This window comes from Streptomyces sp. NPDC001832, from assembly GCF_040297265.1.
GTDB lineage: Bacteria > Actinomycetota > Actinomycetes > Streptomycetales > Streptomycetaceae > Streptomyces.
The window spans coordinates 69,106-93,023 of the sequence record NZ_JBEOYU010000010.1 but is presented as its reverse complement, the minus strand read 5'-3'; the positions used below and the strand labels follow the sequence as shown (position 1 = coordinate 93,023).

The following is a 23,918-nucleotide window of genomic DNA, read 5'->3' as shown; positions in this document are numbered from 1 at the left end:
CTTCCTCCTCGTCGGTCGTTCGATGGGTACGGCGGAAGGGTCAGCACCCTCCTGCGGGGCGGATCAGCTGAAGCCGGTCGGCAGGTACTGGTCGATGTTCTCCTTGGTGACGACGGCCGAGTAGAGGGTGAGACTGGTCGGGATCTCCAGTTCGGCCAGACCGCCGACACCCTTGCCCTGCCCGAGAGCACGGGCCAGGTCGATGGCGGACGCGGCCATCGTCGGCGGGTAGAGAACGGTGGCCTTCAGCACGCTGTTGTCGGCCTTGATCGCGTCCATCGCGGACTTGGCCCCGGCGCCGCCGACCATCAGGAACTCGTCGCGGCCCGCCTGCTGGATGGCGCGCAGCGCGCCCACGCCCTGATCGTCGTCGTGGTTCCACAGGGCGTCGAACTTCTTCTGCGCCTGCAGGAGTTGGGCCATCTTCGCCTGGCCCGACTCGACGGTGAAATCGGCTGCCTGACGGGCCACCAGTTTGATGTTGGGATAGTTCTTCAGTGCGTCGGCGAAGCCCTGGCTGCGCTGCTTGGTGAGCTCCAGGTTGTCGATGCCGGCCAGCTCGACGACTTTGGCATCCGCCTTGTCCTTGAGCTGCTCGCCGATGTACGTACCGGCGTTGAGGCCCATGCCGTAGTTGTCGCCGCCGACCCAGCAGCGGTACGCCTGAGGTGAGGCGAAGATTCGGTCCAGGTTGACGACGGGGATGCCAGCCTTCATCGCTTCCAGACCGACCTGGGTGAGCGCCTTGCCGTCAGCAGGGAGAATGACAAGGACGTCGACCTTCTTGTTGATGAGGGTCTTTACCTGGCCGATCTGGGCGGCGGTGTCGTTGGAGCCCTCGGTGATCTCCAGGGTCACCTCGGAGTACTTCGCCGCCCGCGACTTGGCGTTCTCATTGATGGCGTTGAGCCAGCCGTGGTCGGCCTGCGGGCCGGCGAAGCCGATGGTGACGGGCTTGCCTGGCTTGTCGTCGGCGGCAGGCTGATTGCTCTGCGCGGTCTCCGACTTCTTGGGCTCATTGCTGGTGCAGGCAGTGAGGAGGGCGCCCGCTGAGACGGCTGCGGTGCCGAAGAGCAGTCGTCTGCGGCTGGTTTCTGGCATGGCTGTCCAACCCTTCATCCGGTGCGTGACGTGTCACATATGGCGTATGGGGCGGTGGGCGGAATGAGAAGCAGAGCTGCCGGGAGTGCGCCCGAGAGCCTGTCGGGTGACCTTCGTCCGCCCGATCAGAGGTCGCCCGACAGGCTCTGAGGGCTAAGCAGCTGTTGTCCAACCCCCGCTGGACAACAGCTGCTCAGGTCTCCCCGTGCGCCGATGTGCGGCGCTGTACCAGGACGGCGGCGACGATGATCGCGCCCTTGGCGATCTGCTGGACGTCGCTCTGCAGATTGTTGAGAGCGAAGATGTTGGTGATGGTGGTGAAGACGAGGACGCCGAGCACGGAGCCGACGATGGTGCCGCGTCCGCCGCTGAGCAAAGTGCCGCCGATGATCGCAGCGGCGATGGCATCGAGCTCGTACAGATTGCCGTTGGTGTTCTGTCCCGAGCCGGACAGGATGATCAGCATGAAGGCGGCGATGCCGCAGCACAGTCCGGAGAGCAGATAGAGACAGAGCCGCTGCCGTCGTACGTCGATACCGGCCAGCCTGGCCGCTTCCGCGTTGCCACCGACCGCGACAGTACGCCGTCCGAATGTCGTGCGGTTCAGCACCAGCCAGCCGATGACGGTCACCGCGGCAAACATCATGACCAGGGGTGGGATGCCGAGGACGTACGAGTCGGGCAGGCCCAGGTCGAGGACCGACTTGACGGTGACGATCTGAGTCTTGCCGTCGGTGATCTGGAGGGCGAGCCCGCGGGCCGAGGCGAGCATGGCCAGCGTCGCTATGAACGGCACCATCCGCCCGTAGGCGATGAGCACCCCGTTCACCAGCCCGGCACCGAGTCCGACGATCACGGCGGTGAACAGAATCCCCGCGAAGCCGTACTCCTGGGTGGCGAGCGTGGTCGCCCAGACGGAGGCGAGCGCGACCATCGCACCGACCGACAGGTCGATGCCGCCGCTGGTGATGACAAAGGTCATCCCGACGGTGACGACGCCGATGACGGACGACTGGGTCAGAATCAGCTGAAGGTTCCCGGTGTCCAGAAAGGCATCGGGCTCGGTGAATCCGCCGACGGCGACAAGTACGACGAGAACGCCGAGGAGCGAGAGGTTACGGACGTCCGCGCGCAGGCCGAGGGGGCGCGAAGGTCCGTCCTTCTTACGGGGTTCGGCGACCGGGGCGGGGGCGGCTCCCTTGTTCGGCCCGCCCTGCTGCGCCGATGAGACGGGCTGCGTCATGACGTGGGGCTCCCTTCCATCACCAGGTCGAGTACGCGGTGCTCGTCGAGCTCCCGGGCGTCCGCCATATGCACGACGCGGCCCTCACGGAGCACCAGCACCCGGTCGGCGAGGCCCAGCACTTCGGGCACCTCGCTGGAGACGAGCAGCACGGCGAGGCCTTCGTCGGCCAGCCGGCGGATCACGGCGTAGAGCTCGGCGCGGGCGCCGACGTCGACACCGCGGGTCGGTTCGTCGAGCAGCAGGACCCGGCAGCCGCGCAGCAGCCAGCGGGCAAGGACGGCCTTCTGCTGGTTGCCGCCGGAGAGCGTGCGGACGGCGGTGTCCGGGTTGTCGGGGCGCAGCGAGAGTTCGCGGGTGGCGGCGCGGGCCGCCCGGCGTTCGGCCCCGTGGTCCATCCAGCCGGCCCGGGAGAAGCGGGACATCGAGGAGACGGAGACGTTACGAGTGACGGATTCGAGCATCAGCAGGGCCTGCGCCTTGCGTTCCTCGGGGGCGAGCCCGATGCCGGCGGCGACGGCTGCGCGCACGCTGCCGGGCCGGAGCGGTCTGCCTGCCACGGTGACCCGCCCGGCACTCGGTTTGCGGGCACCGTAGACGGTCTCCAGGATCTCGGAGCGTCCCGAGCCGACGAGTCCGGCCAGACCGACGATCTCGCCGGGCCTCAGTTCCAGGTCCACCGGGGCGAATTCGCCCTTCCTGGACAGTCCTTCGACCTTCAGTATTGGCTCCGCCGCTGTTGCTCCCGCGCTGCCCGTGGAGCGTGGCGGGAAGACGTACTCGACATTGCGGCCGGTCATCATGGCGACGATGTCGCGTGTCGGTGTGGACTTGACGGGCAGCCCCACGGCGACTGCGCGGCCGTCCTTGAGCACGGTCACCCGGTCGCCGATCCGGCGGATCTCCTCCAGGCGGTGCGAGATGTACACGACGGCGACCCCGTCGGCGGTGAGGGCGGCGACGATACGGAAGAGGTTGTCGACCTCGTCGGGGTCGAGTGCGGCGGACGGCTCGTCCATCACGATGAGTCGTACGTCGTGGGAGAGCGCCCATGCCATGGAGACGATCTGCTGCTGAGCGGCGGACAGTTCGCCGACCGCCCGGGCCGGGTCGATCTCCGGGTGGCCGAGACGCTTCAGCAGGGCGGCGGCCGCCGTGCGGCCCTCGCGGGTGCGGACGACGAAGCGGGCGGCGGTCGGTTCATGGCCGAGGAAGACGTTCTCGGCGACCGACAGGCCCTCGACCAGGTCGAGTTCCTGGTAGATGGTGGCGATGCCCAAACGCATCGCGGCGATGGGCGACTTGAGCGCAGCCGGTTCGCCGCGCCAGGTGATCTCGCCGCCGTCGGGCTGATGGGCCCCGGCGAGCACCTTGATGAGGGTGGACTTGCCGGCGCCGTTCTGCCCGAGGAGACAGTGGACTTCGCCGGCCTGGACCTCCAGGGCCACGCCGTCGAGGGCGCGTACTCCGGGGAACGATTTGGTGATGCCGGACATGGTGAGCAGGGGTGGTTCTGGTGCCATGACGATCCCCTCGGCGAATGGGGTCTCCCCTGCTCGAGCGCAGCCGAGAGCTTGGGGAAGGCCGATGAGCGGGCAGGGCTGTACCAGGTGCGGTGGTGCGGTACTTCCGGTGTTTCTGGTGTTTCCGGTGTTTCCGGTGTTTCCGGTGTTCTTGGTGTTTCCGGTGATTTCGGTGTGTGCCGATGCGCTGCCGGCCGAGGGTCAGACCGGTGAGAACAGGTGGTCGCTGATGAGGCGGGCGGCGCCGATCACTCCGGCAGCCGGTCCCAACTCGCCCAGCACGATGGGTAGATTGCCGGTGGCCAGCGGCAGTGACTGCCGGTAGACCTGGGTGCGGACGCTGGCGAGCAGCGTGTGGCCGAGGCCGGTCACACCGCCGCCGATCACCACCAGCCCGGGGTTGAAGAAGCTGACGAGTCCCGCGATGACCTGGCCGACCCGGTTGCCGCCTTCGCGGATGAGGTCGAGCGAGGTGGCGTCACCGGCGGCCGCGGCGGCGGCCACATCGGCGGCGGTGAGCTTTCCGGCCGCCTTCAGCCGGCCCGCGAGTTCCGCCGACTGCCCGGCGCGCGCCGCGTCCTCGGCGTCGCGGGCGAGCGCGGCACCGCTGAAGTGGGCTTCCAGGCAGCCCCGGTTACCGCAGGCGCAGGCGCGTCCTTCGGGTTCGACCTGGATATGGCCGATGTCTCCGGCGCTGCCCGTCGTACCGCGGTGGACGTCGCCGCCGACCACGATGCCGCAGCCGATACCCGTACCGATCTTGACGCAGAGGAAGTCGCCCGCGGAGCGCGCGACGCCCGCGTGCTGCTCCCCCATCGCCATCAGGTTCACATCGTTGTCGACCATGACGGGGCAGCCCAGTTCCTGGCTGAGCGCCTCGCGGACCGGGAAGCCGTCCCAGCCGGGCATGATCGGCGGTGCGACCGGCACCCCTTCGGGGAAGCGGACCGGCCCGGGTACGCCGATGCCCGCTCCGTCGAAGCCTTCGGCGAGCCCGGAGGCCCGGAGCTTGGCCACCATGGACAGCACCTGCTCGAAGACTGCGACGGGCCCTTCGCGTACGTCCATGGGGTGGTTGACGTGGCCCAGGACCTCCAACTCGGCGTTGGTGACGGCCACATCGACGGATGTGGCACCGATGTCGACGCCGAGGAAGCGCAGCTGCGGTGCGAGCCGGATGTTGTGGGAGCGACGCCCTCCGCGGGATGCGGCGAGTCCGTCGGCCACGACGAGTCCGGTCTCCAGCAGCCTGTCGACCTCGACGGCAAGCTTGGAGCGTGAGAGATCGACCTGATCCCCCATCTGTGCCCGCGAGTTGGGCCCGCCGTCGCGCAACAGCCTGAGCAGTCGCGCCTGATGCGCATTCGCGGGTCGTGCCGTCATACGTCTCACGCACCCCTCCCGCCACATCGGCTGTCCGTCGGGCTTTTGAGGGGAACGTAGCAGCGGTTGCCGGGAGTGGGAAGAAGTTGCGCAGGAATCCGCTACAACTTTCTCCACACCCAGGACAAAGCCGTTCGGCCGAGGGAGAGGACGGCATTGCCCGCCAGCTCCATGGCCTTGGCGTGGAAGGCCGGGTTGGCAGCATCACGGTCCCCCTCCGGCGACGAGCAATTGCTTACGGCCTCACCCACGATTGGCAGCAGGAGAGGCCGTTATTGTCTGCAATCTACCGATCTCAACGCCCCTCAGGGACAGCGGATCACCTGACCCGCATACGAAAGATTCCCGCCGAAACCGAACAGCAGCACCGGCTCTCCACTGTGGACCTCACCACGCTCCACCAGCTTGGAGAGAGCCATCGGGATGGAGGCCGCGGACGTATTGCCGGAGTCCACTACGTCCCGGGCGATGACCGCATTGACCGCACCGATCTTCCTGGCGACCGGTTCAATGATCCGCAGATTGGCCTGGTGCAGTACCACCGCAGCCAGCTCCTCAGGGGCGACACCTGCCTTTTCGCACACCTTGCGGGCGATGGGCGGCAGCTGCGTCGTGGCCCAGCGGTACACGGACTGCCCCTCCTGCGCAAAACGCGGGGGCGTCCCCTCGATCCGTACCGCATTCCCCATCTCCGGCACCGAGCCCCATAGAACGGGGCCGATCCCGGGCCGGTCGCCACCGCCCAGGTCCGCGACGACGACCGCCGCACCGGCTCCGTCACCGAGCAGGACACAGGAGCTGCGGTCGGTCCAGTCCGCGATGTCCGCCATCTTGTCGGCACCGATGACAAGGACGCGCTCGGCAGCGCCCGCCCTTATCGCATGGTCGGCGGTAGCGAGGGCGTGAGTGAAGCCGGAGCAGACGACGTTGATGTCCATCACCGCAGGCGCGCCCATGCCGAGCCGGGCGGCGACCCGCGCCGACATGCTCGGCGAACGATCGATCGCGGTGGATGTGGCGACAAGAACCAGATCCACTTCGGCGGGCTGCAGCCCAGCCGCCGCAAGCGCCTTGGCTCCCGCGTGCGCGGCCAGCTCGTCCACCGGCTCGTCGGGGCCTCCGATGTGGCGGGTCTTGATGCCGACGCGACTGGTGATCCACTCGTCGCTGGTGTCGACCATGGCCGCCAGATCATCGTTGGTGAGCACCTTGGCGGGCTGATAGTGGCCGAGCGCCACGACACGTGAGCCGGTCATTTACAAGATCCCCTCGCTACGTATGCAGGAACCATCCAGTCTTGGCTGCTACCGCCCGGTACGGGGGCACGTGTTCCCACAGGAATAGCACCCGGCCGTTGGAGGCTTGACAACAGCCGTGATCACCAGAAAGCATATTTGCCTCCCTCCGCGACGCCGGAGCGCTTACCCGCTTCGTCAACGCGGCGATCGGCTGCATGCGCATCTCCAGCCAGGGCGGTGCCGACCGGACCGCACTGGAGTCGATCGCCGAAGTCACCATGGACGCACTCACCGGCTGACGGCGTACGCAGCCAAGGCCGCGTCCGCGCACGCCCAGGTTTTCGCCGCGTTCTGGGCCATCACCCTGATTCCCGCCCTGGCCGGCCTGGCCACCGTCCTGCCCGACCTCGCCCGCCGCACCACACTGCAATGTCACACTCCACGTGCAGGACAATGAGATCGTCAAGGTCGCCTCTGCACACGGCAATCCGGTGATCCACGACAGCCTCTGCACCAAGGGCCGGATCGGCTTTCAACACGTACAGAATCGAGTTAAACCGCTATGGGACGGGTCACCGAGCGTCGCCGCACCATCCGCATCCGGGACGGGGCCGTCACCACGCGCCCCGACACGCTCGTTGCCGAGGAGCCCCTGGAGATCCGACTGAACGGCAAGCCGCTCGCCATCACGATGCGGACACCGGGCGACGACTTCGCACTGGCGGCGGGCTTCCTGGTGAGCGAGGGCGTGATCGGTGACGGCTCCGAGGTGCAGTCGATCGTCTACTGCGCCGGGGCCACGGCGGACGGCGTCAACACGTACAACGTCGTGGATGTGAAGCTCGCCCCCGGCGTCCCGGTCCCCGACATCACACTCGAACGCAACGTGTACACCACGTCGTCCTGCGGGCTGTGCGGCAAGGCGAGCCTCGACGCGGTACGCACCACGACCCGGCATCCGGTCGCCGACGCTCCCCCGGTCCGGGTCGAACCCTCTCTGCTCGCCGCCCTCCCCGACCAACTGCGCTCCGCACAGCGGGTCTTCGACCGGACAGGGGGTCTTCACGCGGCGGCGCTGTTCTCCGAGACGGGCGAGCTGCTCGACATCCGCGAGGACGTCGGTCGGCACAACGCGGTCGACAAGCTGGTCGGCCGGGCTCTGACCGACCACCGGCTGCCGCTGTCCCGGGCGATTCTGCTGGTGTCGGGGCGGGCTTCGTTCGAGCTGGCCCAGAAGGCGGTGATGGCCGGGATCCCGATACTCGCGGCGGTCTCGGCACCGTCGTCCCTCGCCGTCGATCTGGCGGCCGAGACCGGACTGACCCTGGTCGGCTTTCTGCGGGGTCCTTCGATGAACGTGTACGCGGGTGAGCATCGCATTGCGCTGGCCTCAGCTCACCGTGACGCTCTCCGGTGACACCGCAACCGGAGGGCGATCCGGTCCCCCGGTCGAAGCCGAGCCGCTTCGCCCCGTACCCGCCCGGAACGGGGGTGACAGCGGCGTACAGATTCGGTGGAGATTCCGGCGCCGGTCTCTTACTACGTGGGCGGAACCATGCCCGAGCCTTGCCCATCTGGCCGGATTTCGGTGGCTGACTTGTGCATATGCCACGTTGTCCGCCGTTTCGGGGCCCTCCCACCGCGCCGCCCGGTGGGGTAGCGTCACGGCGCTGTGCGGAGCGCCACAAGGAGCAGGTCATTGCGCGAGTTCACTGTCCCACCCATGGCAGCCGCGCCCCTCGTAGGCGGGCTGGCCGATGTGGTGTTCGACTACGCCGAGGAAGATCCGCACCGGGTCGCGCTCGCCCGAAAAGACGCGACTGGACGCTGGCAGGATGTCACTGCGGCAAAGTTCCGGGACGAGGTGCTGGCGCTCGCCAAGGGGCTGATCGCGCACGGCGTCAGATTCGGCGACCGGGTGGCCCTGATGTCGCGTACGCGCTATGAGTGGACGCTCTTCGACTTCGCGCTGTGGACGGTCGGCGCCCAGTCCGTACCGGTCTACCCGACGTCCTCGGCCGAACAAGTCTTCTGGATGCTGCACGACGCCGGTGTGTCAGCCATCGTGGTCGAGCACGAGGACCATGCGATGACGGTCGCGTCGGTGATCGACCGGCTGCCGCTGCTCAAGCGGCTCTGGCAGTTGGACACCGGCCCGGTGACCGAGCTTTTCGACGCGGGCACCCATATCAAGGACGAGGTGGTGCACCGCCACCGGCGCGCGGTGACACCCGAGTCGGTGGCAACCGTCATCTACACCTCGGGGACGACGGGACGCCCCAAGGGCTGTGTGATCACACACGCCAACTTCATGTTCGAGACGGACACCATGGCCTCCCGCTGGAAGTCGGTCTTCCACTCCAAGCCGGGCGACGAGGCCGCCACTCTCCTCTTCCTGCCGCTGGCGCATGTCTTCGGCAGGGTGGTGGAGCTCGCCGCGGTCCGCGGCCGGGTGAAGCTCGGCCACCAGCCGGAGTTGTCGACGAAGGCGCTGATGCCGGACCTGGTGTCGTTCCGGCCGACGTTCATCCTGGCGGTGCCGTACATCTTCGAGAAGGTCTTCAACGCCGCCCGGCGCAAGGCCGAGGCGGAGGGCCGGGCCGGGCCGTTCGACAAGGCCGTGAACATCGCAGTGAAGTACGCCGAGGCGATGGAGGCAGGGGCGTTCGGGACCGGCCCGGGGCCGTCCGCCGCGCTGCGGGTGCAGCACCAGTTCTTCGACAAGGTCGTGTACAAGAAGGTGCGCGAGGCGTTGGGCGGCCGGATCCGGCACGCCATGTCCGGCGGTTCGGGGATGGCGCGGCAGCTCGGGCTGTTCTTCGAAGGCGCGGGCGTGAGGGTGTACGAGGGATACGGGCTGACCGAGTCGACCGCGGCGGCCACCGCCAATCCGCCGGAACGCACCCGGTACGGCACGGTCGGGCAGCCGATCCCCGGCACCACCGTGCGCATCGCCGGGGACGGCGAGGTGTGGGTGCGCGGCGGCAATGTGTTCGCGGGCTATCTCGGCGACCCGGAGGCCACCGGCGCGGTGCTGCGCGACGGCTGGCTGGTCACTGGGGATCTGGGGGCGCTCGACGAGGACGGCTATCTGACGATCACCGGGCGGAAGAAGGAGATCCTGGTGACGTCGGGCGGCAAGAGTGTGTCGCCGGCCGGTCTGGAGGAGCGGGTGCGGGCGCATCCGCTGGTCGCGCAGTGCATCGTGGTCGGCAATGACCGGCCGTACATCGCGGCGCTGGTGACCGTGGACCAGGAATCGGTGGACCACTGGCTGTCCATGCAGGGGCGGCCGCCGATGAGGCCGGAGGATCTGGTGCGGGACCGGGACCTGGAGATGGAGGTCCGGCGGGCGGTGGTGGCCGCCAACACAGCGGTGTCGCAGGCCGAGTCGATCCGTACGTTCCGGATCCTGGCGCATCCGTTCAGCGAGGAGCACGGTCTGCTCACGCCGTCCCTGAAGCTGAAGCGCAAGGCGATCGAGACGGCGTACGCGGCGGAGGTCGATGCCCTGTACCGCTGAGGCACCGTGCCTCAGCGGTGGAGCGCACGTGGCTCGGGCGCGGACCGGCGGCGTCGAACCACGTACGGGGGCGAGGCCGGGTGAGAGGCTGGGTGAAGGCCACGTAGCCTTGCACTGGAGGGCGGCGGCCGCGAACACCGGGCCGGCGGGGAATGCATGGCACTCCCCGATCGTTTGGACATGAGAATCCCACCGACGACGTAAGGATCGACCGCTCGTGAGCAAGGTCCCCTCCATCACCCTCAACAACGGCGTCGAGATGCCGCAGCTCGGTTTCGGTGTCTGGCAGGTGCCGGACGACGAGGCCGCGAAGGCGGTCGCGACAGCCATCGAGTCCGGGTACCGGAGCATTGACACCGCCGCGATCTACGAGAACGAGGAGGGCACGGGCAGGGCCGTCGCCGCCTCCGGTGTCGCCCGCGAGGAGCTCTTCGTCACGACGAAGCTGTGGAACGCTGACCAGGGGTACGACTCCACCCTGCGCGCCTTCGACACCTCGCTCGACAAGCTGGGGCTGGACTATGTCGATCTGTATCTGATCCACTGGCCGGTGCCGGCCAAGGACGCGTACATCGAGACGTACAAGGCCTTCGAGAAGATCTACTCCGACGGCCGCGCGAAGGCCATCGGTGTCTCGAACTTCCTGCCCGAGCACCTGGAGCGCCTGCTCGGCGAAACCTCCGTGGTCCCGGTGATCAACCAGATCGAGCTCCACCCGCAACTCCAGCAGGCCGAGTCGCGCGCCTTCCACGCCAAGCACGGCATCGCGACCGAGGCCTGGTCGCCGCTGGGCCAGGGCAAGGGCCTCCTGGAGGCCCCGACGGTCGTCGCCATTGCCCAGAAGCACGGCCGCACGCCGGCCCAGGTGGTCCTCCGCTGGCACATCCAGACCGGCAATGTGGCGATCCCGAAGTCCGTGACGCCGTCCCGGATCGTGGAGAACCTCGATGTGTTCGGCTTCGAACTGGACGCCGACGACCTGGCCGCGTTCGCCGCACTGGACGAGGGCAAGCGTCTCGGCCCGAACCCGGGCGAGTTCAACCTCGGCGCCTGAGACTGAGAGGTCACCCGACAGCCTGAGTCGTGTCGCTGCACCGTTGGAGTACGCAGACCGCCGCCCGGCTGCCGAGCCGGGCGGCGGTCTACTGCTCAGGAAGGAACCACGGGGCCCGTCACCCACATGGGCTAAGGCCGACCGGCGAATGAGGGGCGGCGGCGCGGGGCTGGGCACGCGCCCAGCCCCGCTCCTTCTCCCACCCCCGATTCACCGGTTGGTCCATGCCTTTCTGTTCTGATTCGATCAGCGGCCCGGCAGGGCCATCGGTTACCCGGCTCTGGGCCTGGCCGGGATCCCGGCGGCCGGGACGTGGGCGGCGTCTGCCGCGCCGGCGCCACGTGTTCTGTCGCCCCGGTCGCCGGGTCCTGCCAATGGCTGGGAGGCCGCAATGCGACGCGGCTGTTCCAGCCAGGCTGGCAGTGCCTTGCCGTCCGGCTCTAGTATGGCAAGGCAGCAGTACCCAGACTGGAACCCCGGCCCGATTCCGGCGGGCCGGGGTTCTGCGTCAGGCGGGTGACTTGATCACCAGCCTTTTCAGTGGTGTTTGATTACCGGCCATCGTGATGATGCTCGATCACCGGTCTCAGTACTCGCCGCCCTCCTCGTAGCCACCCTCCTCGAAGCCACCCTTCTCGAAGCCACCCTTCTCGAAGCCGCCGTGGTGACTACGGATCACTCGGAAGCTGCCCACAACTCCGTGGCGGACCTTCACGCCGCCCTTGACGTGGCCCGTGCGAACGCCGTCGCTGGAGCTCCAGGGTCCGACAGTGGCCAGCGGGGCGCCGTTGTCGCAGGTCGCCCCGCGGAAGACCTCGACGGTCTTGTGGCTGTCGTTGCGGATGTTGAGGCTCTTGGAACCGAGACCGCTGACCACCGTGACGCAACCGTCCACTACCGCGGGGTAGGTGCGCTCGTTGATGTGGATACGGCCCAGGAAGTGGCGCCGCTCCCGCTTCTTCTCGTGGCGGCCCTTCTCGTGTTCGCCCTTCTCCTGCTCGCCCTTCTCGTAGCCGCCCTCATTGCCCTTGCCCTCGTTGCCCTTGCCGGACTCCCCGCCAGTGAGGGCCGAAACGGGGGCGGTGGCCTGCTGGACGACCGGGGCTGCCTGGGCCGGCTCGGAGGAGGCGGCCGAGGCGTAGGTGATGCCGGTGGCGGCCAGTGCCGCGGCGGCCGCAAGAGCGGCAGTAACGACGGTGGAACGCGTAACCATGTCACTTCTCCTGTCTCAGAGAGGCCGACCGAGCAGCCGACCCGTGATTGAACGTACTTACGGTCCCGAAAGCTGTCATATCGGACACGTTGGAAGGTTGGCGGCGGGGCGCCGATCGGGGTACACGAGACACCCGAATGCCATTTCCAGATAATCCGACAAGCTGCCAATCACCCTTATTTGTAGGCGAATTGATGCTTCATTAGCCTGTCCAGGCGACTTCCTGATGCTCTCTCACCCCTGGCGGCAGCGTGTCTTTGTTGACACAGCCCGGGAAAGAGCCGTAAGCACCCGTCCTGAATACCCGTCATCCGCAGTCCCACCCATCCTGACCTGCAGTAACGCGCCGAGAAAGCTCGCCGAAGAGCGCTACGCGGGATTCCGGGCGCCCGGTGGTCGCAGGTGAGCGCTCATTTCACGGCGACGTCGGCCGTACCCGGTGCGCCCCTCCGTCTGGAGCGCAGAGCCTGGCCTGCTGAGATCGAGGACGCGCAGGGCGTACAGATCACGGATGGCCAACCGCCTGTCAGGATCCGTACGCGCTCCGGGCGTGCGGCCGCGGCCACGTAGACCGGTCGGCCGTGCCACGTAGGCACGCTGTACCGCGGGTGTCCCTGGCCGACGCCCCCCTCAGCCTCGTGTCGCGACCGGCAAGGTTTGCCCATCAAGGAGCGGCGGCTGGTGCTTGTGACCGCAAGGCGGCCAAAAGCCCAGGTGGCGGCGCTACCTGGGCTTTTGGCCAACGCCGCGAGCCATGGGGTCTCCCCTGCTCGAACGAAGCTGAGAGCTTGGGGAAGTGCCGGCCGCCGCGACGGGGCTAACCTTGCCGGTCGGGTACTAGCACGTCAGCACAGGTCACCCCGTCGGGCCACGTGCACCGTACGGACCGTGAGCAGGAAGACATCGGGGCGGCGGCGCAGTCCGGCCGGGTCCTCGGGGTCGAGCAACCGGTCCAGAACGGCAATGTCCTCGGCCGTCAGGGACTCTTCGAACATCTCGCGCCGACGTGCGAACTCGGCGATGACGTGGTCGCGGGCCGGCTCGGAGAGCGGTGCCGGAAGGTCGAGCAGGAAGCTGCGGGTGCCCTGCGGGTGCAGATCCACCGCGGTGAACAGGGCGCTCCAGTCCTCGGTCTCCCGCTTGGTGCCGGGCAGTGACGCCCGCATGTCCTCGAACCAGTCCGCGGTGATCGCGTCGAGCCTGGCCTCCAGACCCGGCCGCCCCATGCCGATGTCACGCGGGAGCTGGCGGGGCGGCAGGCCGCCCTCGACCAGGGCGACGGTCCCACCGGGGCGCAGAAGTTCGGCGAACCCTGCGAGGACTGCCCGCTGGTCACCCATGTGATGCAGGGCGTTCCCCACCCAGATCAGATCCGCCTCCCCCAGCTCAGCGAGGCCTTCGGGGATGTCGGCCTGCTGGGTACGGACCCGGTCACCGAGACCGAGCCGCTGCGCGCGGGCCCGGGTGCGTTCCAGAAGCGCAGGGGTTCCGTCGACGGCGACGACTTCCGCCTCGGGAAACACCTCGGCGAGCAGACAGGCGATCACACCGGGCCCACTGCCGATGTCGAGAATCCGGCGTACCTTCGGGGCCGCGGGCAGGCCGGCGATCCAACGGGCCGCCTCCTCGTACTGCGTGCGGCTGAGCTCGGCGTTCTGCTCCAGCAACGGGCCCATGACATCCCAGTCGAAGTCGGTGGTGCCGTGATGGTGGGCGTGAGTGCTGTCGTGCTGATGACGGCTGATGGTGTCGTGCTGATGACCGTGGTCGGTGTGCTGGCTCATGGGGACAGCCTCACCGCACATCAGCTCTCTCTCAATATTTGTTGCCGGTTTGGCAACCCGCTGCTCCGGTATTCCCGGGGCTGACGCCTCCGACTCCTGGCGGGCAGGACCGCAGGCCGTTCGTGGACGTCGACGATCCGTTCGGGCCCAGCAGATGGTGCCGGCTCAGCGGCGTGCCCGGCACATCCACGCGGCCTCCCGGCCCGATGTTCAGCGGCGTGCCCGCCCATCCGGCTGCCTCACGCCGTGCCCGGCAGCGATCGCCACCACCCGCGCGGCCAGGTTCAGATCATTCTCGGTGACCACACCACCCGCGTCGTGGGTGTTCACGGACAGGGTGACGGTGTTGTATCCGAGCGTCAGATCGGAGTGGTGGTTCAGTTCGTCCTGGATCTGGGCGACATGCACGGTCAGCCCGACTGCGGCGAAATGCGTGCGGAGCCGGTAGGTGCAAGTGATCCGGTCCCCCTCCAACGACCAGCCGGGCAGGTCACCCAGCCGGTCCTCGATCTCCTTCTGCGATAATGGTGCGGCGGACATGCTGCGACTCCCTCACGAACGATCGGTGCCGGTCTGCGGTGCCGGTGACGTTACGGTCTTGGCATGACAACTGTCGCGCTTGACACGGGGGTAGGGCCGCTGTTGCGCAGCTGGCGGGAGCAGCGTCGGATCAGCCAGCTGGAGCTGGCGCTCCGCGCGGATTCCTCGGCCCGGCACATTTCGTTCATCGAGACCGGCCGCTCCCGTCCCAGCGAGGACATGATCCTGCGGCTGGCCGAACATCTCGACATCCCGGTCAGGGAACGCAACGCCCTGCTGCTGGCGGCCGGTTACGCGCCCCGCTACGCACAGACCGCGCTCGACGACCCGGCGCTGGGTGCGCTGCGCGAGGGGATGGAGCGGCTGCTCCAGGGGTACGACCCCTACCCGGCGCTCGTCGTCGACGGTATGTACAACGTGGTGGCGGCCAATCAGGGTATCCAGATGCTGCTGGAGGGCGTGGCCGGGCATCTGCTGACCCCGCCGCTGAACGCCATGCGGCTCACTCTCCATCCGGAGGGCCTGGCCCCGCGCATCCGCAATCTTCGGGAATGGCGGGCCGATCTGCTGGCACAGATGGATCGTCAGATCGCCCTGGCCCGGTCTGCGGAGCTGCGTGAGCTGTACGAGGAGGTCGCGGGCTATCCCGCGCCGGAAGGTACGGACAGGGCAGAGGATGCCGAGACCGCCGCGAGCAACGGGGGCGCCGGGAGTATCGGGTGCTCTGCCGGGGAGAACGCGGGAGCCGGCCCCGCGTCGCCCCGGCCCTTCGCGCTGCCCCTGCGTATCGAGCACGGCGGGCAGGTGCTCTCGTTCGTCGCCTCCATCGCGACGTTCAACACCCCGATGGATGTGACGGTGGCCGAGCTGGCCATCGAGACGTTCCTGCCCGCTGACCGGGCGACCGCCGACCATCTGCGGTCCCTCACTTTCTGACGGTCGGGCGGACCCAGGGGGCATCGGCGCACCCCAGGACGATCGCGGCGGTGCTCGCGACGGGCAGGACGCCAGGACGCCAGGACGCCAGGACGCCAGGACGCCAGGACGCCAGGACGAGCATCAGCACGTCGCCCCCGCCCGGAAGGAAACTTGGGTTCCCGAGGGGGGCGGGGGCGCCGTGCGAGCGGGAGCGGCTATACACGTGCTCCGTTGTCGAGCGGATCCCGGCGCGCCGACTTCGTGCCCGACCGGCGCCTTGGGGCGCGCTTCCGGGCGGGGGGCGGAGCCTTGCTGCTTCGTTCCAGGACGAGTGCGACCGGTACGGCGGTCATCACCGAGGAGTAGGTGCCGACACAGATGCCGATCAGCAGGGCGAGCGCGAAGTCCGCGAGGGAGTCGGCGCCCAGCACTGCGAGTGCGGTCAGGATGAAGAGAGCGCCCATTCCGGTGTTGATCGTTCTGGGTACGGTCTGGAGAACGGCCCGGTTGGCAACCGTGGCGACGGGTACGCGCCGGGCCTTCGCCCAGAGTTCCCGTACCCGGTCGAAGACCACCACCGAGTCGTTGACCGAGTATCCGATGACGGTGAGCAGCGCGGCCAGGAAGATGCCGTCGACGCTGCGTCCGAGCCAGGCGAAGGCACCGACCAGGATGATGACGTCGTGGACCAGCGCCGCGACCGCGCCCACGGCGAACGTCCAGCGGAACCGGATCGCCAGGTATGCCAGCTGTACGAGGACGGCGATACAGAGTGCGATCAGGGCGTTGCGCCGGAGCTCCTCGCCGAGGCTGGGGCCGATGAGTTCGTCGCGGACCTTGGTGGTCTTGCCGCCCTCTTCCTCGAGGGCGGCGCGCATCGCGTGTTCACCTTCGTTGTCGAGATTTCCGGTGCGTACGGAGATGTCGCCCTCGCCCGCCGTGGTGACCTCTGCGTCGCCGAAGCCCGCGTCGGCCAGGGCGGTGCGGGCCTGCTCCACGTCGACGGGCTGGCTGGTCGAGTACTCGACGAGCCGGCCACCGGTGAATTCGACACCCAGGTTGACGCCGCGTACGACAATGCCGAGGACGGCGACGGCGACCAGAGCCGTGGAGATCAGCAGCCAGCGGCGCGGGGACCGCATCAGTTGGGGATCGCGGCGGGTCAGCCAGGTGCGGACCCGGCCGGGGGCGGTGATGCCGTTGACGCCCTGGTGGTTGCTGACGAATCGTGAACTTGCGGCGACCTCGGTGAGTGCCCGGGCGACGACGAGTGCGGAGAACATCGAGGCGAGCACACCGATGGCGAGTGTGACACCGAATCCCTTCACCGGTCCGGAGCCGAAGAGGAAGAGCAGCCCGGCCGCGATCAGCGTCGTGATGTTGGAGTCGGCGACGGCGCTCCAGGCATTACGGAATCCGGCGGTCAGCGAGGAGCGCAGCGAGCGGCCCGGATGCTGGATGCGTTCCTCTCTGGCCCGTTCGAAGACCAGCACGTTGGCGTCGACCGCCATCCCGATGGCCAGGACGAACCCGGCGAGACCTGGCAGTGTGAGGGTCACTCCGAGGGCGACCAGGGCCGCGTAGGAGATCAGCCCGTAGGCAGCCAGCGCGACGGCGGCGAGCGCGCCGAAGAGCCGGTAGATGACGGTGATGAAGAGTGCGGTGGCTGCGGCGCCGATGAGAGCGGCCCGGGCGCTGGCGTCGATGGCTTCGTCGCCGAGCGTCGGGCCGACGGTCCGTTGTTCGACGATTTCGACGGGGAGCGGCAGGGCGCCGCCCTCGATCAGCAGAGCCAGTTCCTTGGCCTCGTCGGCGGTGAAGGAGCCTGTGATCTGGGTGGAGCCGGACGGCAGGCCGACGTTGCAGCCGACCGAGGGGGAAACCTCTGGCGAGGAGATGATCTGCTCGTCGAGGACGATGGCGACGCGGCGCCGGTCGTCCTGGATCGGGTGGCATGCGGCCTCACCGGTCAGCTGGGTCCAGGACTGGCCCGCCTCCTTGTGGAAGTCGAGGGAGACGGTCCAGCCTGCGCCCTGCTGGGAGTCGAACACGGCGGTGGCGTCCTTGACGCCCGCACCGGAGAGCCGGGCCGGGCCGAGGTCGAGCATGCGGCCCTGTTCGTCGGGGAGCGTCGGCCCGTCGCCGGCCTTGGCGTCCGCCTTGTCATCGCTCTGCGTGGCGAGGCCCTGGACTGCGTGGAAGCTGAGCTGGGCGGTTTTGCCGATGACCTCGGCAGCCTCGCGCGGGTCCTGGACATCCGGGAGTTCGACGATGATCCGGTCCTGGCCGGAACGGGTCAGGGTGGGTTCGGCGACACCGAGGGCGTCGATGCGCTGGCGGAGCACCTCAAGGGTGCGGTCGGTGCTCTCCTGGTCCGCTTTCGCAGTGGCGGAGTCCTTGGCCTGGAGCACCATTCTGGTGCCGCCCTGAAGGTCGAGGCCGAGTTTGGGTGACTTGGTCAGCGTGATGAACACGGAGACGAGCAGGACGGCCGCAGCCAGAACCGCTCGCACCGTGGTGGCGCGAGTCATGGGTTTCCTCCGAGGGGGCGCCGGGCGCCCTCACCTCGGCGAGGACATTCCGGCGGGTCTGTGGGGCGGGACCGGTGGCAGAACCGGTGGGCGGTGAATGGCTGTCCTCGGAGGCCCGCGCACGGTGGGGAGCGCGATGCGGAAGCGGTCGGTGGCCCGAGGGGGTGCGGCGGGAGCCTGCTGAAGGGCGTGGTGCGGTACGCGGATGCCCGGTGTGCCGGGCATCAGGAAGTCGAGGCCGTGCGGCGGGAGATGGTTCTGGGTGCGGGCGTGGTCGGTGCCGGCCCTGGGCTGGGGTGCGGGCGTCGGCGACGGCCGGTGGCGGTCGGTCGCCGTGGCCGTGCGGGTGCGCCGGGTTTCGTGGACGGTGCCTGTGCGGGCGGTCCGGTCGGTGTGCGGGGCGGGCTGATGGGCGCCGGGTGAGTCCGCGGCGGAGGGCGGCACACCGGCGAACGGCCGGAAGGGGAGTACGGATGATCCGGTGGCTGCGGGAGCGCCACCGACGACGGTGAGCACGGCGAGAAGGAGGGCGGCGAAGACCTGCCGGGCCGCTTGTGCGGTTCTGTGGTGTGCCGGGGCACCCGGCCGTGCCCTCGGGGGCACATTCCCCGGGGGTGGCCCGGGGAGGGGGGTCACCTCGTTCGGCCGGGCAGGGCCGGTGTCGCACCGGCTCGGCGGAGCACGGAGCCGAGTATCAGTCCGGCGCCGCGTACGACGGTGGTCGCGGGGTCGTCGGCGAGGCGTACCGGAACGCCGAGGCGGACCGCGATCCGGTCGGTGATGTCCGGGCGGGTGGCGCCACCCCCGGCAAGCAACGGACCCTTGCGCAGGGCCCCGAGGACGGCGCCGTGCCGGTCCTGCTTCCACATCTCCGTGACCATGTCGAGGACGGTGCGGACGACGACGGCGGGCGGCTCGAAGGGGTCGAGGTCGCTCAGCCCCGTCTCGGCCTGGCGGGCGTCGCGGACCTGTCCGTCGACGAGGAGGGTCGCCTCGGTCAGCTCGGCGCCGATGTCGACGACGAGCAGCGGGCCACTGTCCTGCGGTCCGGCGTATGCGGCAGCGGCCCTCGCGCTGTCCAGGGCGATGACGCTCGTCAGCCCGAGTGCGGCGATCAGTTCCCTTGCCTCGGCACGGTGTTCGGACCCGGCGAGGACGGGATGGCTGAGCACGATCACGGTGTCGGTGCGGTCCGCGCCCAGGCAACTGTCGGCGATGCGGCCGAGCATCCGGCCGCAGGACACGGGGTCGACGATGCGTCCTCGCCGGACCGGGCGGCCGTGCCCCGGCCCGGTGCCGGAATCGCCGCAGGCGTCGGTGTCGGCGACGACGCCGTGTCCGGGCATCCAGGCACGGGTCCGTGAGCTGCCGAGGTCGAGGGCGAGGCCCCGGGTGATGCCCCGGTACTCCTGGCGGACGGAGCGGTCGAGTCGCGGTCCGTCGTGCAGCGAACGCATCGTCCCTCCCTGCCGAAGCGGCCGTTCACACACCTGTTGACCCGCTGATAGCGAGGCATGGCCAGCCCTCACTATGCAATAGGGAGGCAAAGAAAGCCACTCTCAGGCAAAATCCAAGGGCTCGGGCGCGGCGAGGTCTCCGTTCTGCGTCACACCTCCGACGGCAGGAACCCGGCGATCAGTTCGGCGAACTCGTCCGGCGCGGCGATCCGGACACCGAGGTCCTCGGCCTTGGTTCGCTTGGATCCGGCCTTCTCCCCGGCGACCAGGAGCGTGGTGCGCTTGGAGACGCTGGACGAAGACTTCCCGCCGGCTCGCTCGATCAGCTCGTTCATCTGATTCCGGGAGAGCTTCTCCAGCACGCCGGTCATGGCGCCGGTGACCACCACGGTCATCCCGTCCAGCGGCAGACCGACGGCCCCCTCCCCGTCCGCTGCGGCGGCCGCTTCCGTGCCCTCCTCCCCCGGCTCCGGCGGCGGCGTCGCACCGGGCTCTGTCATGTTGACCCCGGCGGCCATCAGTTTCTCGATCAGCGGGGCCAGCTCCACCAGCTCCGCGACGACACCCGCGGCCTTCTCCTTCCCGATGCCGTCGACCCGCTGGAGCTCCTCGGCGTCGGCGGCCCTGATCCGGTCCATGTCCGCGAAGTACCGGGCGATCCGCCGTGACATGGAGCGCCCGGTGCCGCGTACGCCCAACGCGCAGAAGACCCGGGAGAGCGGCTGGGTCCGTGCCGTTTCGATGGCGGCCAGGAGGTTTTCGGTGCTGGTCTCACCCATTCGTTCCAGGCCGAGCAGCTGCTCGCGATCGAGGGTGAAGAGGTCTGCGAAGTCGGCCACCAGACCGGCGTCGACGAGCTGGACGACCCGGGTGGCGCCAAGGCCCTCGATGTCGAGCTGGTCGCGACCCGCCGCGTACGAGATGGAGGCGACGAGGCGGCAGCCGCGGCCCCGGACACAGCGCCAGCGCTGCTCGCTGGTGTCGATCTCGGAGCCGCACTGCGGGCACGCCTCGGGGAAGACTATGGGCTGCTCGTCACCGGTCCGCAGATGGGCGACCGGCGCCTCGATACGGGGGATGATGTCGCCCGCCTTGTAGACCATCACACGGTCACCCAGGCGCAGATCACGCCGGGTGATGTCGGCCGGGTTGTGCAGCGTGGCGTAGCTGACGGTGGAGCCGTCGATCTCGACCGGTTCCAGCACGGCGCGCGGCGCGATGATGCCGGTCCTGCCCACGTTCCACTCGACGCCGAGGAGCCGGGTGACCTTCTCGACGGCCGGGAGCTTGTAAGCGATGGCCCAGCGCGGCGCCCTGGTCCCTGAACCGGCCTCGCGCTGGTCGGCCGCAAGATCGGCCTTGATCACGATGCCGTCGATGCCGAACGGCAACGAGGCGCGCAGGGCCGCGACTTCCTCGACCCGGGCCTGTACCTCCTGGACGGTGGTGACGGTGCGCGGTGCCACATCCGTGTCCGCCGCGGTGTGCACGCCGAGACCTGCGACGTATTCCAGGACCTCGCTGTGCGGGAGCTCGGCGAGGGTGGCGGTCAGCTCTCCGGACTCGGACAGCGGCAGGGCACCGTAGGCGAAGAACGTCATCTCCACCGTGTACGCGCGGTCCTTGGCGCGGAGTGTGCCCGCCGCGCCGTTCCTCGGGTTGGCGAAGGGGGCGCCGCCGTGCTCGGTGCGCACGGTGTTGGCCTGCTCGAACTGCTCGGTCGTCATGAGGATCTCGCCGCGCATCTCGATCGTCACCGGCTCGGCGAGCCGCTCGGGAAGGCCGGCCACGGTGCCGATCGCATGCGAGACGTCCTCGCCCGCGGTGCCGTCGCCCCGGGTGATCAGCTGCTCGAGGCAGCCTGCCCGGTAGCGGGCAGCGACAGCCAGGCCATCGAGCTTCGGCTCCACGCTCCACGCGGCGACGGGCCTGCCGATGCGACGCTCCAGCGACGCCGTCCACGTGGCGAACTGCTCGGCCGAGAAGACGTTGTCCAGGGAGAGCATCGGCACCGTGTGCGGCACGTCCCCGCTTGCGGCGCCGCCTGCCACCTTGCCGGTCGGGGAAGCCTCCAGCACCTCCTGCGGGTGCTCTTGTTCATACGCGGCGATCCCCCGTACCAGCCGGTCGTACGCATCGTCGTCGAGCGTGCTCTCGCCGGTGGCGTAGTAAGCGGCGGCGGCCCGCGACGCTTCTTCGACCGCGGCGGCGTAGGCGGCAGTATCGGCGAGCACAACAGCTGAGTTCGTCATGGCCCCCATCCTGCCGCCCGCCACTGACAATGCCCCTCACCAGGGACGACGCCCCTCAGCCGGCCTCCTGAACAGTCCCGCCCGCCGCGTCGGCGCCGCCCACCGCACCCGGCGGTGCCAGCGGGTTCTGCGGTCCCGAGCACTCCCGCAGCCAGCGCCGCAGCACCTCGTGCACCTGCTCGGCCCCCACCAGCTCCGTGCCGTCCGCCACCGGCGCCGACAGGTCCGTCGGCCACAGCAGGAACGGCCGGGACTGCTCGCCGCCCAGGCCTCCGTGCGAGCCGATCTGTTCCTCGAAGGCGTGCACGCAGCCCGTGGCCTCGTCGTGCATCGAGTTGACCATGATGTCGGCGACGTGCGGGAAGGTATCGGTGCGGCGCACCGCAGCCGCCGCGCCCGGGCCGAAGGGGGCCAGCGGCCCTTCCCCGTCCTTCAGTTCCGACACTGGGACCTCGGTGCCGCCACGGCCCAGCACCACCGAGCCGTTCTGCTCGCTGCGGACCAGGAGAAAGCCGATGCCGAGGTGGTTGGCGAGAGTGCCGAGCAGTGCGGGACGGCTCCGGTCGAGCTGTTCGCGCGAGGCGCGCCCCTCTATGTCGGGGAAGGAGATCAGGCCGAGGTTGCCGGAGGCAAGGACCACCGGGTCGGATGGCTTGGCACGGTGTTCCGCCTCGCCCTCCTCGACCGGCCGGCGGTGCAGGGCGATCCGTACCGCGTCACGCGCCTCCGAACCGCTGTGGGTGCGCTGCGCCCGACGGGGTACGGGCAGCCCGCAGCCCGCCCGCACCAGGTCCTTGAGCGTCAGCCCGTACGCCCCCGCGAAGGTCTCGCCGGGGCTCTGCCCGTGGTCGGAGAGCAGCACGAACCGGTAGGTTCGCGGGGTGTGTTCGGCGACCTTGACGATCAGGGCGAGCGAGCGGTCCAGTCGCGCGAGCACCTTCTCCGCGTCGCGGCTGTTCGGTCCGGAGTGGTGCGCCACCTCGTCGTATGCGACCAGGTCGGCGTAGACGGCGGTGCGGCCGGCGAACATGTCCCCGATGACGGCGGCCACCACCACATCGCGTTCGATCACTGTCGCGAAGGCCCGGATGAAGGGGTAGAGCCCGCCGCGCTTGATCCGGGGCGTGTCCTTGCGTATCCGCGCCCTGGTGGACTGGCCGATCTCGCGGCAGACCTCGGCGACGAACGAGAGCGCGGTACGGACAGCATTGGCCGGATCGGAGAAGTAGGCGAAGTACCCGGCGCGGGAGCGGCGGCCCTTGCCGCGCCGAGCCGCCATGGACAGGACGAGCGCCAGCTGGTCGGCGCCGCCGCTGAAGAGATTGCCGCGGCTGGCACCGTCGAGCGTGAGCAGCCCGCCCTCACGAGTGCGTGCGATGGCCCGGCGCTGGAGTTCGATGGCGCTCGCGGGGCGGCTGGAGACCATGACGTCGCCGGTCTCCTTCTCGTACCAGCGGAAGGCGGGGACGTCGTGGTTGCTGCCGTGCAGGATGCCGAGCTGGCTGGCGCCGGTCTGACTGGACCAGTCGGTGCGCCACGGGGTGAGCCGGTGGCTCCCCTCGTCGGCGAGCCATTTCGCCACGGTCGGCATCAGGCCGGAGTCGGCGGCCCGGGCGAGCACGTCGTGGCCGACGCCGTCGAGCTGGATGAAGACGGTGCCCGGCGGTCCGCTGCGCCCGCTGTCCGCACCGGTGCGCCGACGGCGGCGGTCGGCGAGCCGTGAGAGCCGGCGCCGGTAGGCGTTGTCGTCTCGTACGGCCAGCGCCGTGGAGGTTGCGGAGGCAACGGCGGACATCACGGCCGCGACGACGACCGCGGTCTCCGGGTTGGCGACGCCGCGGCCGTCCGGGATGAGCCACAGGGCGACCAGCAGCAGCGAGCCGTTCAGGAAGAAGACGAGCATCCCGAGGACGAGTGCGGGCACGATGAGCAGTGCCCGCACCAGGACCGGCCAGACCAGTGCGGAGAGCAGACCGAACGCTCCGGCGCCCCAGGCGGCGGCGAACGCGACCTTGGTGATGCTGTCGCCGTCGTTCGACTGGAGCTGGAAGTCCGGCAGAATCCCGGCGAGCGCCAGCATCGTGAGCGTCGAGACCGCCCACACCACAACCACTCGCATCAGGGCGCTGCCGGCTGTTCGCCATCGCCCGTCTCCCAC

The 23,918-nt window shown here is 69.2% G+C and carries 17 protein-coding genes and 1 pseudogene; 5 read left to right on the top strand and 13 right to left on the bottom strand.

Annotated features, from left to right (window positions below):
• Window positions 1–63 precede the first annotated feature (63 nt).
• From ABT115_RS11235 to ABT115_RS11215, 5 genes are all read right to left on the bottom strand, one after another.
• On the bottom strand, window positions 64–1,101 hold the full coding sequence (locus ABT115_RS11235) for a substrate-binding domain-containing protein (protein ID WP_351786862.1): 1,038 nt from the start codon (window positions 1,099–1,101) through the stop codon (window positions 64–66).
• 193 nt (window positions 1,102–1,294) lie between these two features.
• Entirely contained in the window at window positions 1,295–2,344 is a 1,050-nt protein-coding gene (locus ABT115_RS11230; protein WP_351786859.1) for an ABC transporter permease, read from the bottom strand.
• Window positions 2,341–3,867, bottom strand: a complete 1,527-nt coding sequence (locus tag ABT115_RS11225; protein WP_351786856.1) for a sugar ABC transporter ATP-binding protein — start codon at window positions 3,865–3,867, stop codon at window positions 2,341–2,343. Before ABT115_RS11225 ends, ABT115_RS11230 begins: the two co-directional genes overlap by 4 nt.
• Window positions 3,868–4,068: 201 nt before the next feature.
• Complete coding sequence (locus ABT115_RS11220; protein ID WP_351786853.1) at window positions 4,069–5,250, bottom strand: ROK family transcriptional regulator; 1,182 nt, start codon at window positions 5,248–5,250, stop codon at window positions 4,069–4,071.
• A 305-nt stretch (window positions 5,251–5,555) separates the two neighbouring features.
• Window positions 5,556–6,506 carry a beta-ketoacyl-ACP synthase III gene (locus tag ABT115_RS11215; protein WP_351786850.1) on the bottom strand — a complete coding sequence of 317 codons (951 nt, stop codon included), beginning with the start codon at window positions 6,504–6,506 and terminating at the stop codon, window positions 5,556–5,558.
• Between the two features lie 407 nt (window positions 6,507–6,913).
• Here ABT115_RS11215 and ABT115_RS11210 point away from each other — a divergent pair.
• The 4 genes and pseudogenes from ABT115_RS11210 to ABT115_RS11195 all read left to right on the top strand — a co-directional run.
• Window positions 6,914–7,039: pseudogene (locus tag ABT115_RS11210) on the top strand (2Fe-2S iron-sulfur cluster-binding protein); the annotation flags it as partial.
• Window positions 7,040–7,050: 11 nt separating this feature from the next.
• Complete coding sequence (gene fdhD / locus ABT115_RS11205) at window positions 7,051–7,905, top strand: formate dehydrogenase accessory sulfurtransferase FdhD (protein ID WP_351786847.1); 855 nt, start codon at window positions 7,051–7,053, stop codon at window positions 7,903–7,905.
• Window positions 7,906–8,211: 306 nt separating this feature from the next.
• Window positions 8,212–10,011: an AMP-dependent synthetase/ligase gene (locus ABT115_RS11200; RefSeq protein ID WP_351786845.1), complete on the top strand. Its 1,800-nt coding sequence runs from the start codon at window positions 8,212–8,214 to the stop codon at window positions 10,009–10,011.
• Between the two features lie 217 nt (window positions 10,012–10,228).
• A complete protein-coding gene (locus tag ABT115_RS11195; RefSeq protein WP_351786842.1) occupies window positions 10,229–11,065 on the top strand; it encodes an aldo/keto reductase in 837 nt (278 codons plus the stop codon).
• Between the two features lie 586 nt (window positions 11,066–11,651).
• Here ABT115_RS11195 and ABT115_RS11190 read toward each other — a convergent pair.
• From ABT115_RS11190 to ABT115_RS11180, 3 genes are all read right to left on the bottom strand, one after another.
• Entirely contained in the window at window positions 11,652–12,278 is a 627-nt protein-coding gene (locus tag ABT115_RS11190; protein WP_351786839.1) for a hypothetical protein, read from the bottom strand.
• A gap of 845 nt (window positions 12,279–13,123) precedes the next feature.
• Window positions 13,124–14,062 (bottom strand): class I SAM-dependent methyltransferase, encoded by a 939-nt coding sequence (locus ABT115_RS11185; RefSeq protein ID WP_351786837.1) that lies wholly within the window; start codon window positions 14,060–14,062, stop codon window positions 13,124–13,126.
• Window positions 14,063–14,272: 210 nt separating this feature from the next.
• Window positions 14,273–14,602 carry a 4a-hydroxytetrahydrobiopterin dehydratase gene (locus tag ABT115_RS11180; RefSeq protein WP_351786834.1) on the bottom strand — a complete coding sequence of 110 codons (330 nt, stop codon included), beginning with the start codon at window positions 14,600–14,602 and terminating at the stop codon, window positions 14,273–14,275.
• Window positions 14,603–14,665: 63 nt separating this feature from the next.
• Between ABT115_RS11180 and ABT115_RS11175 the strand changes: the two genes are divergently transcribed.
• Complete coding sequence (locus ABT115_RS11175; RefSeq protein WP_351786831.1) at window positions 14,666–15,538, top strand: helix-turn-helix domain-containing protein; 873 nt, start codon at window positions 14,666–14,668, stop codon at window positions 15,536–15,538.
• A 197-nt stretch (window positions 15,539–15,735) separates the two neighbouring features.
• Here ABT115_RS11175 and secD read toward each other — a convergent pair whose 3' ends face one another.
• The 5 genes from secD to ABT115_RS11150 all read right to left on the bottom strand — a co-directional run bounded on the left by secD (window position 15,736) and on the right by ABT115_RS11150 (window position 23,918).
• Window positions 15,736–18,051, bottom strand: a complete 2,316-nt coding sequence (secD, locus tag ABT115_RS11170) for a protein translocase subunit SecD (protein WP_351786829.1) — start codon at window positions 18,049–18,051, stop codon at window positions 15,736–15,738.
• Window positions 18,052–18,081: 30 nt separating this feature from the next.
• Window positions 18,082–18,654, bottom strand: a complete 573-nt coding sequence (locus tag ABT115_RS11165) for a hypothetical protein (protein WP_351786826.1) — start codon at window positions 18,652–18,654, stop codon at window positions 18,082–18,084.
• A gap of 29 nt (window positions 18,655–18,683) precedes the next feature.
• A complete protein-coding gene (locus ABT115_RS11160) occupies window positions 18,684–19,508 on the bottom strand; it encodes a rod shape-determining protein MreC (protein WP_351786823.1) in 825 nt (274 codons plus the stop codon).
• A gap of 149 nt (window positions 19,509–19,657) precedes the next feature.
• Complete coding sequence (gene ligA / locus ABT115_RS11155; RefSeq protein ID WP_351787102.1) at window positions 19,658–21,769, bottom strand: NAD-dependent DNA ligase LigA; 2,112 nt, start codon at window positions 21,767–21,769, stop codon at window positions 19,658–19,660.
• 46 nt (window positions 21,770–21,815) lie between these two features.
• Window positions 21,816–23,918: a phage holin family protein gene (locus ABT115_RS11150; RefSeq protein WP_351786820.1), complete on the bottom strand. Its 2,103-nt coding sequence runs from the start codon at window positions 23,916–23,918 to the stop codon at window positions 21,816–21,818.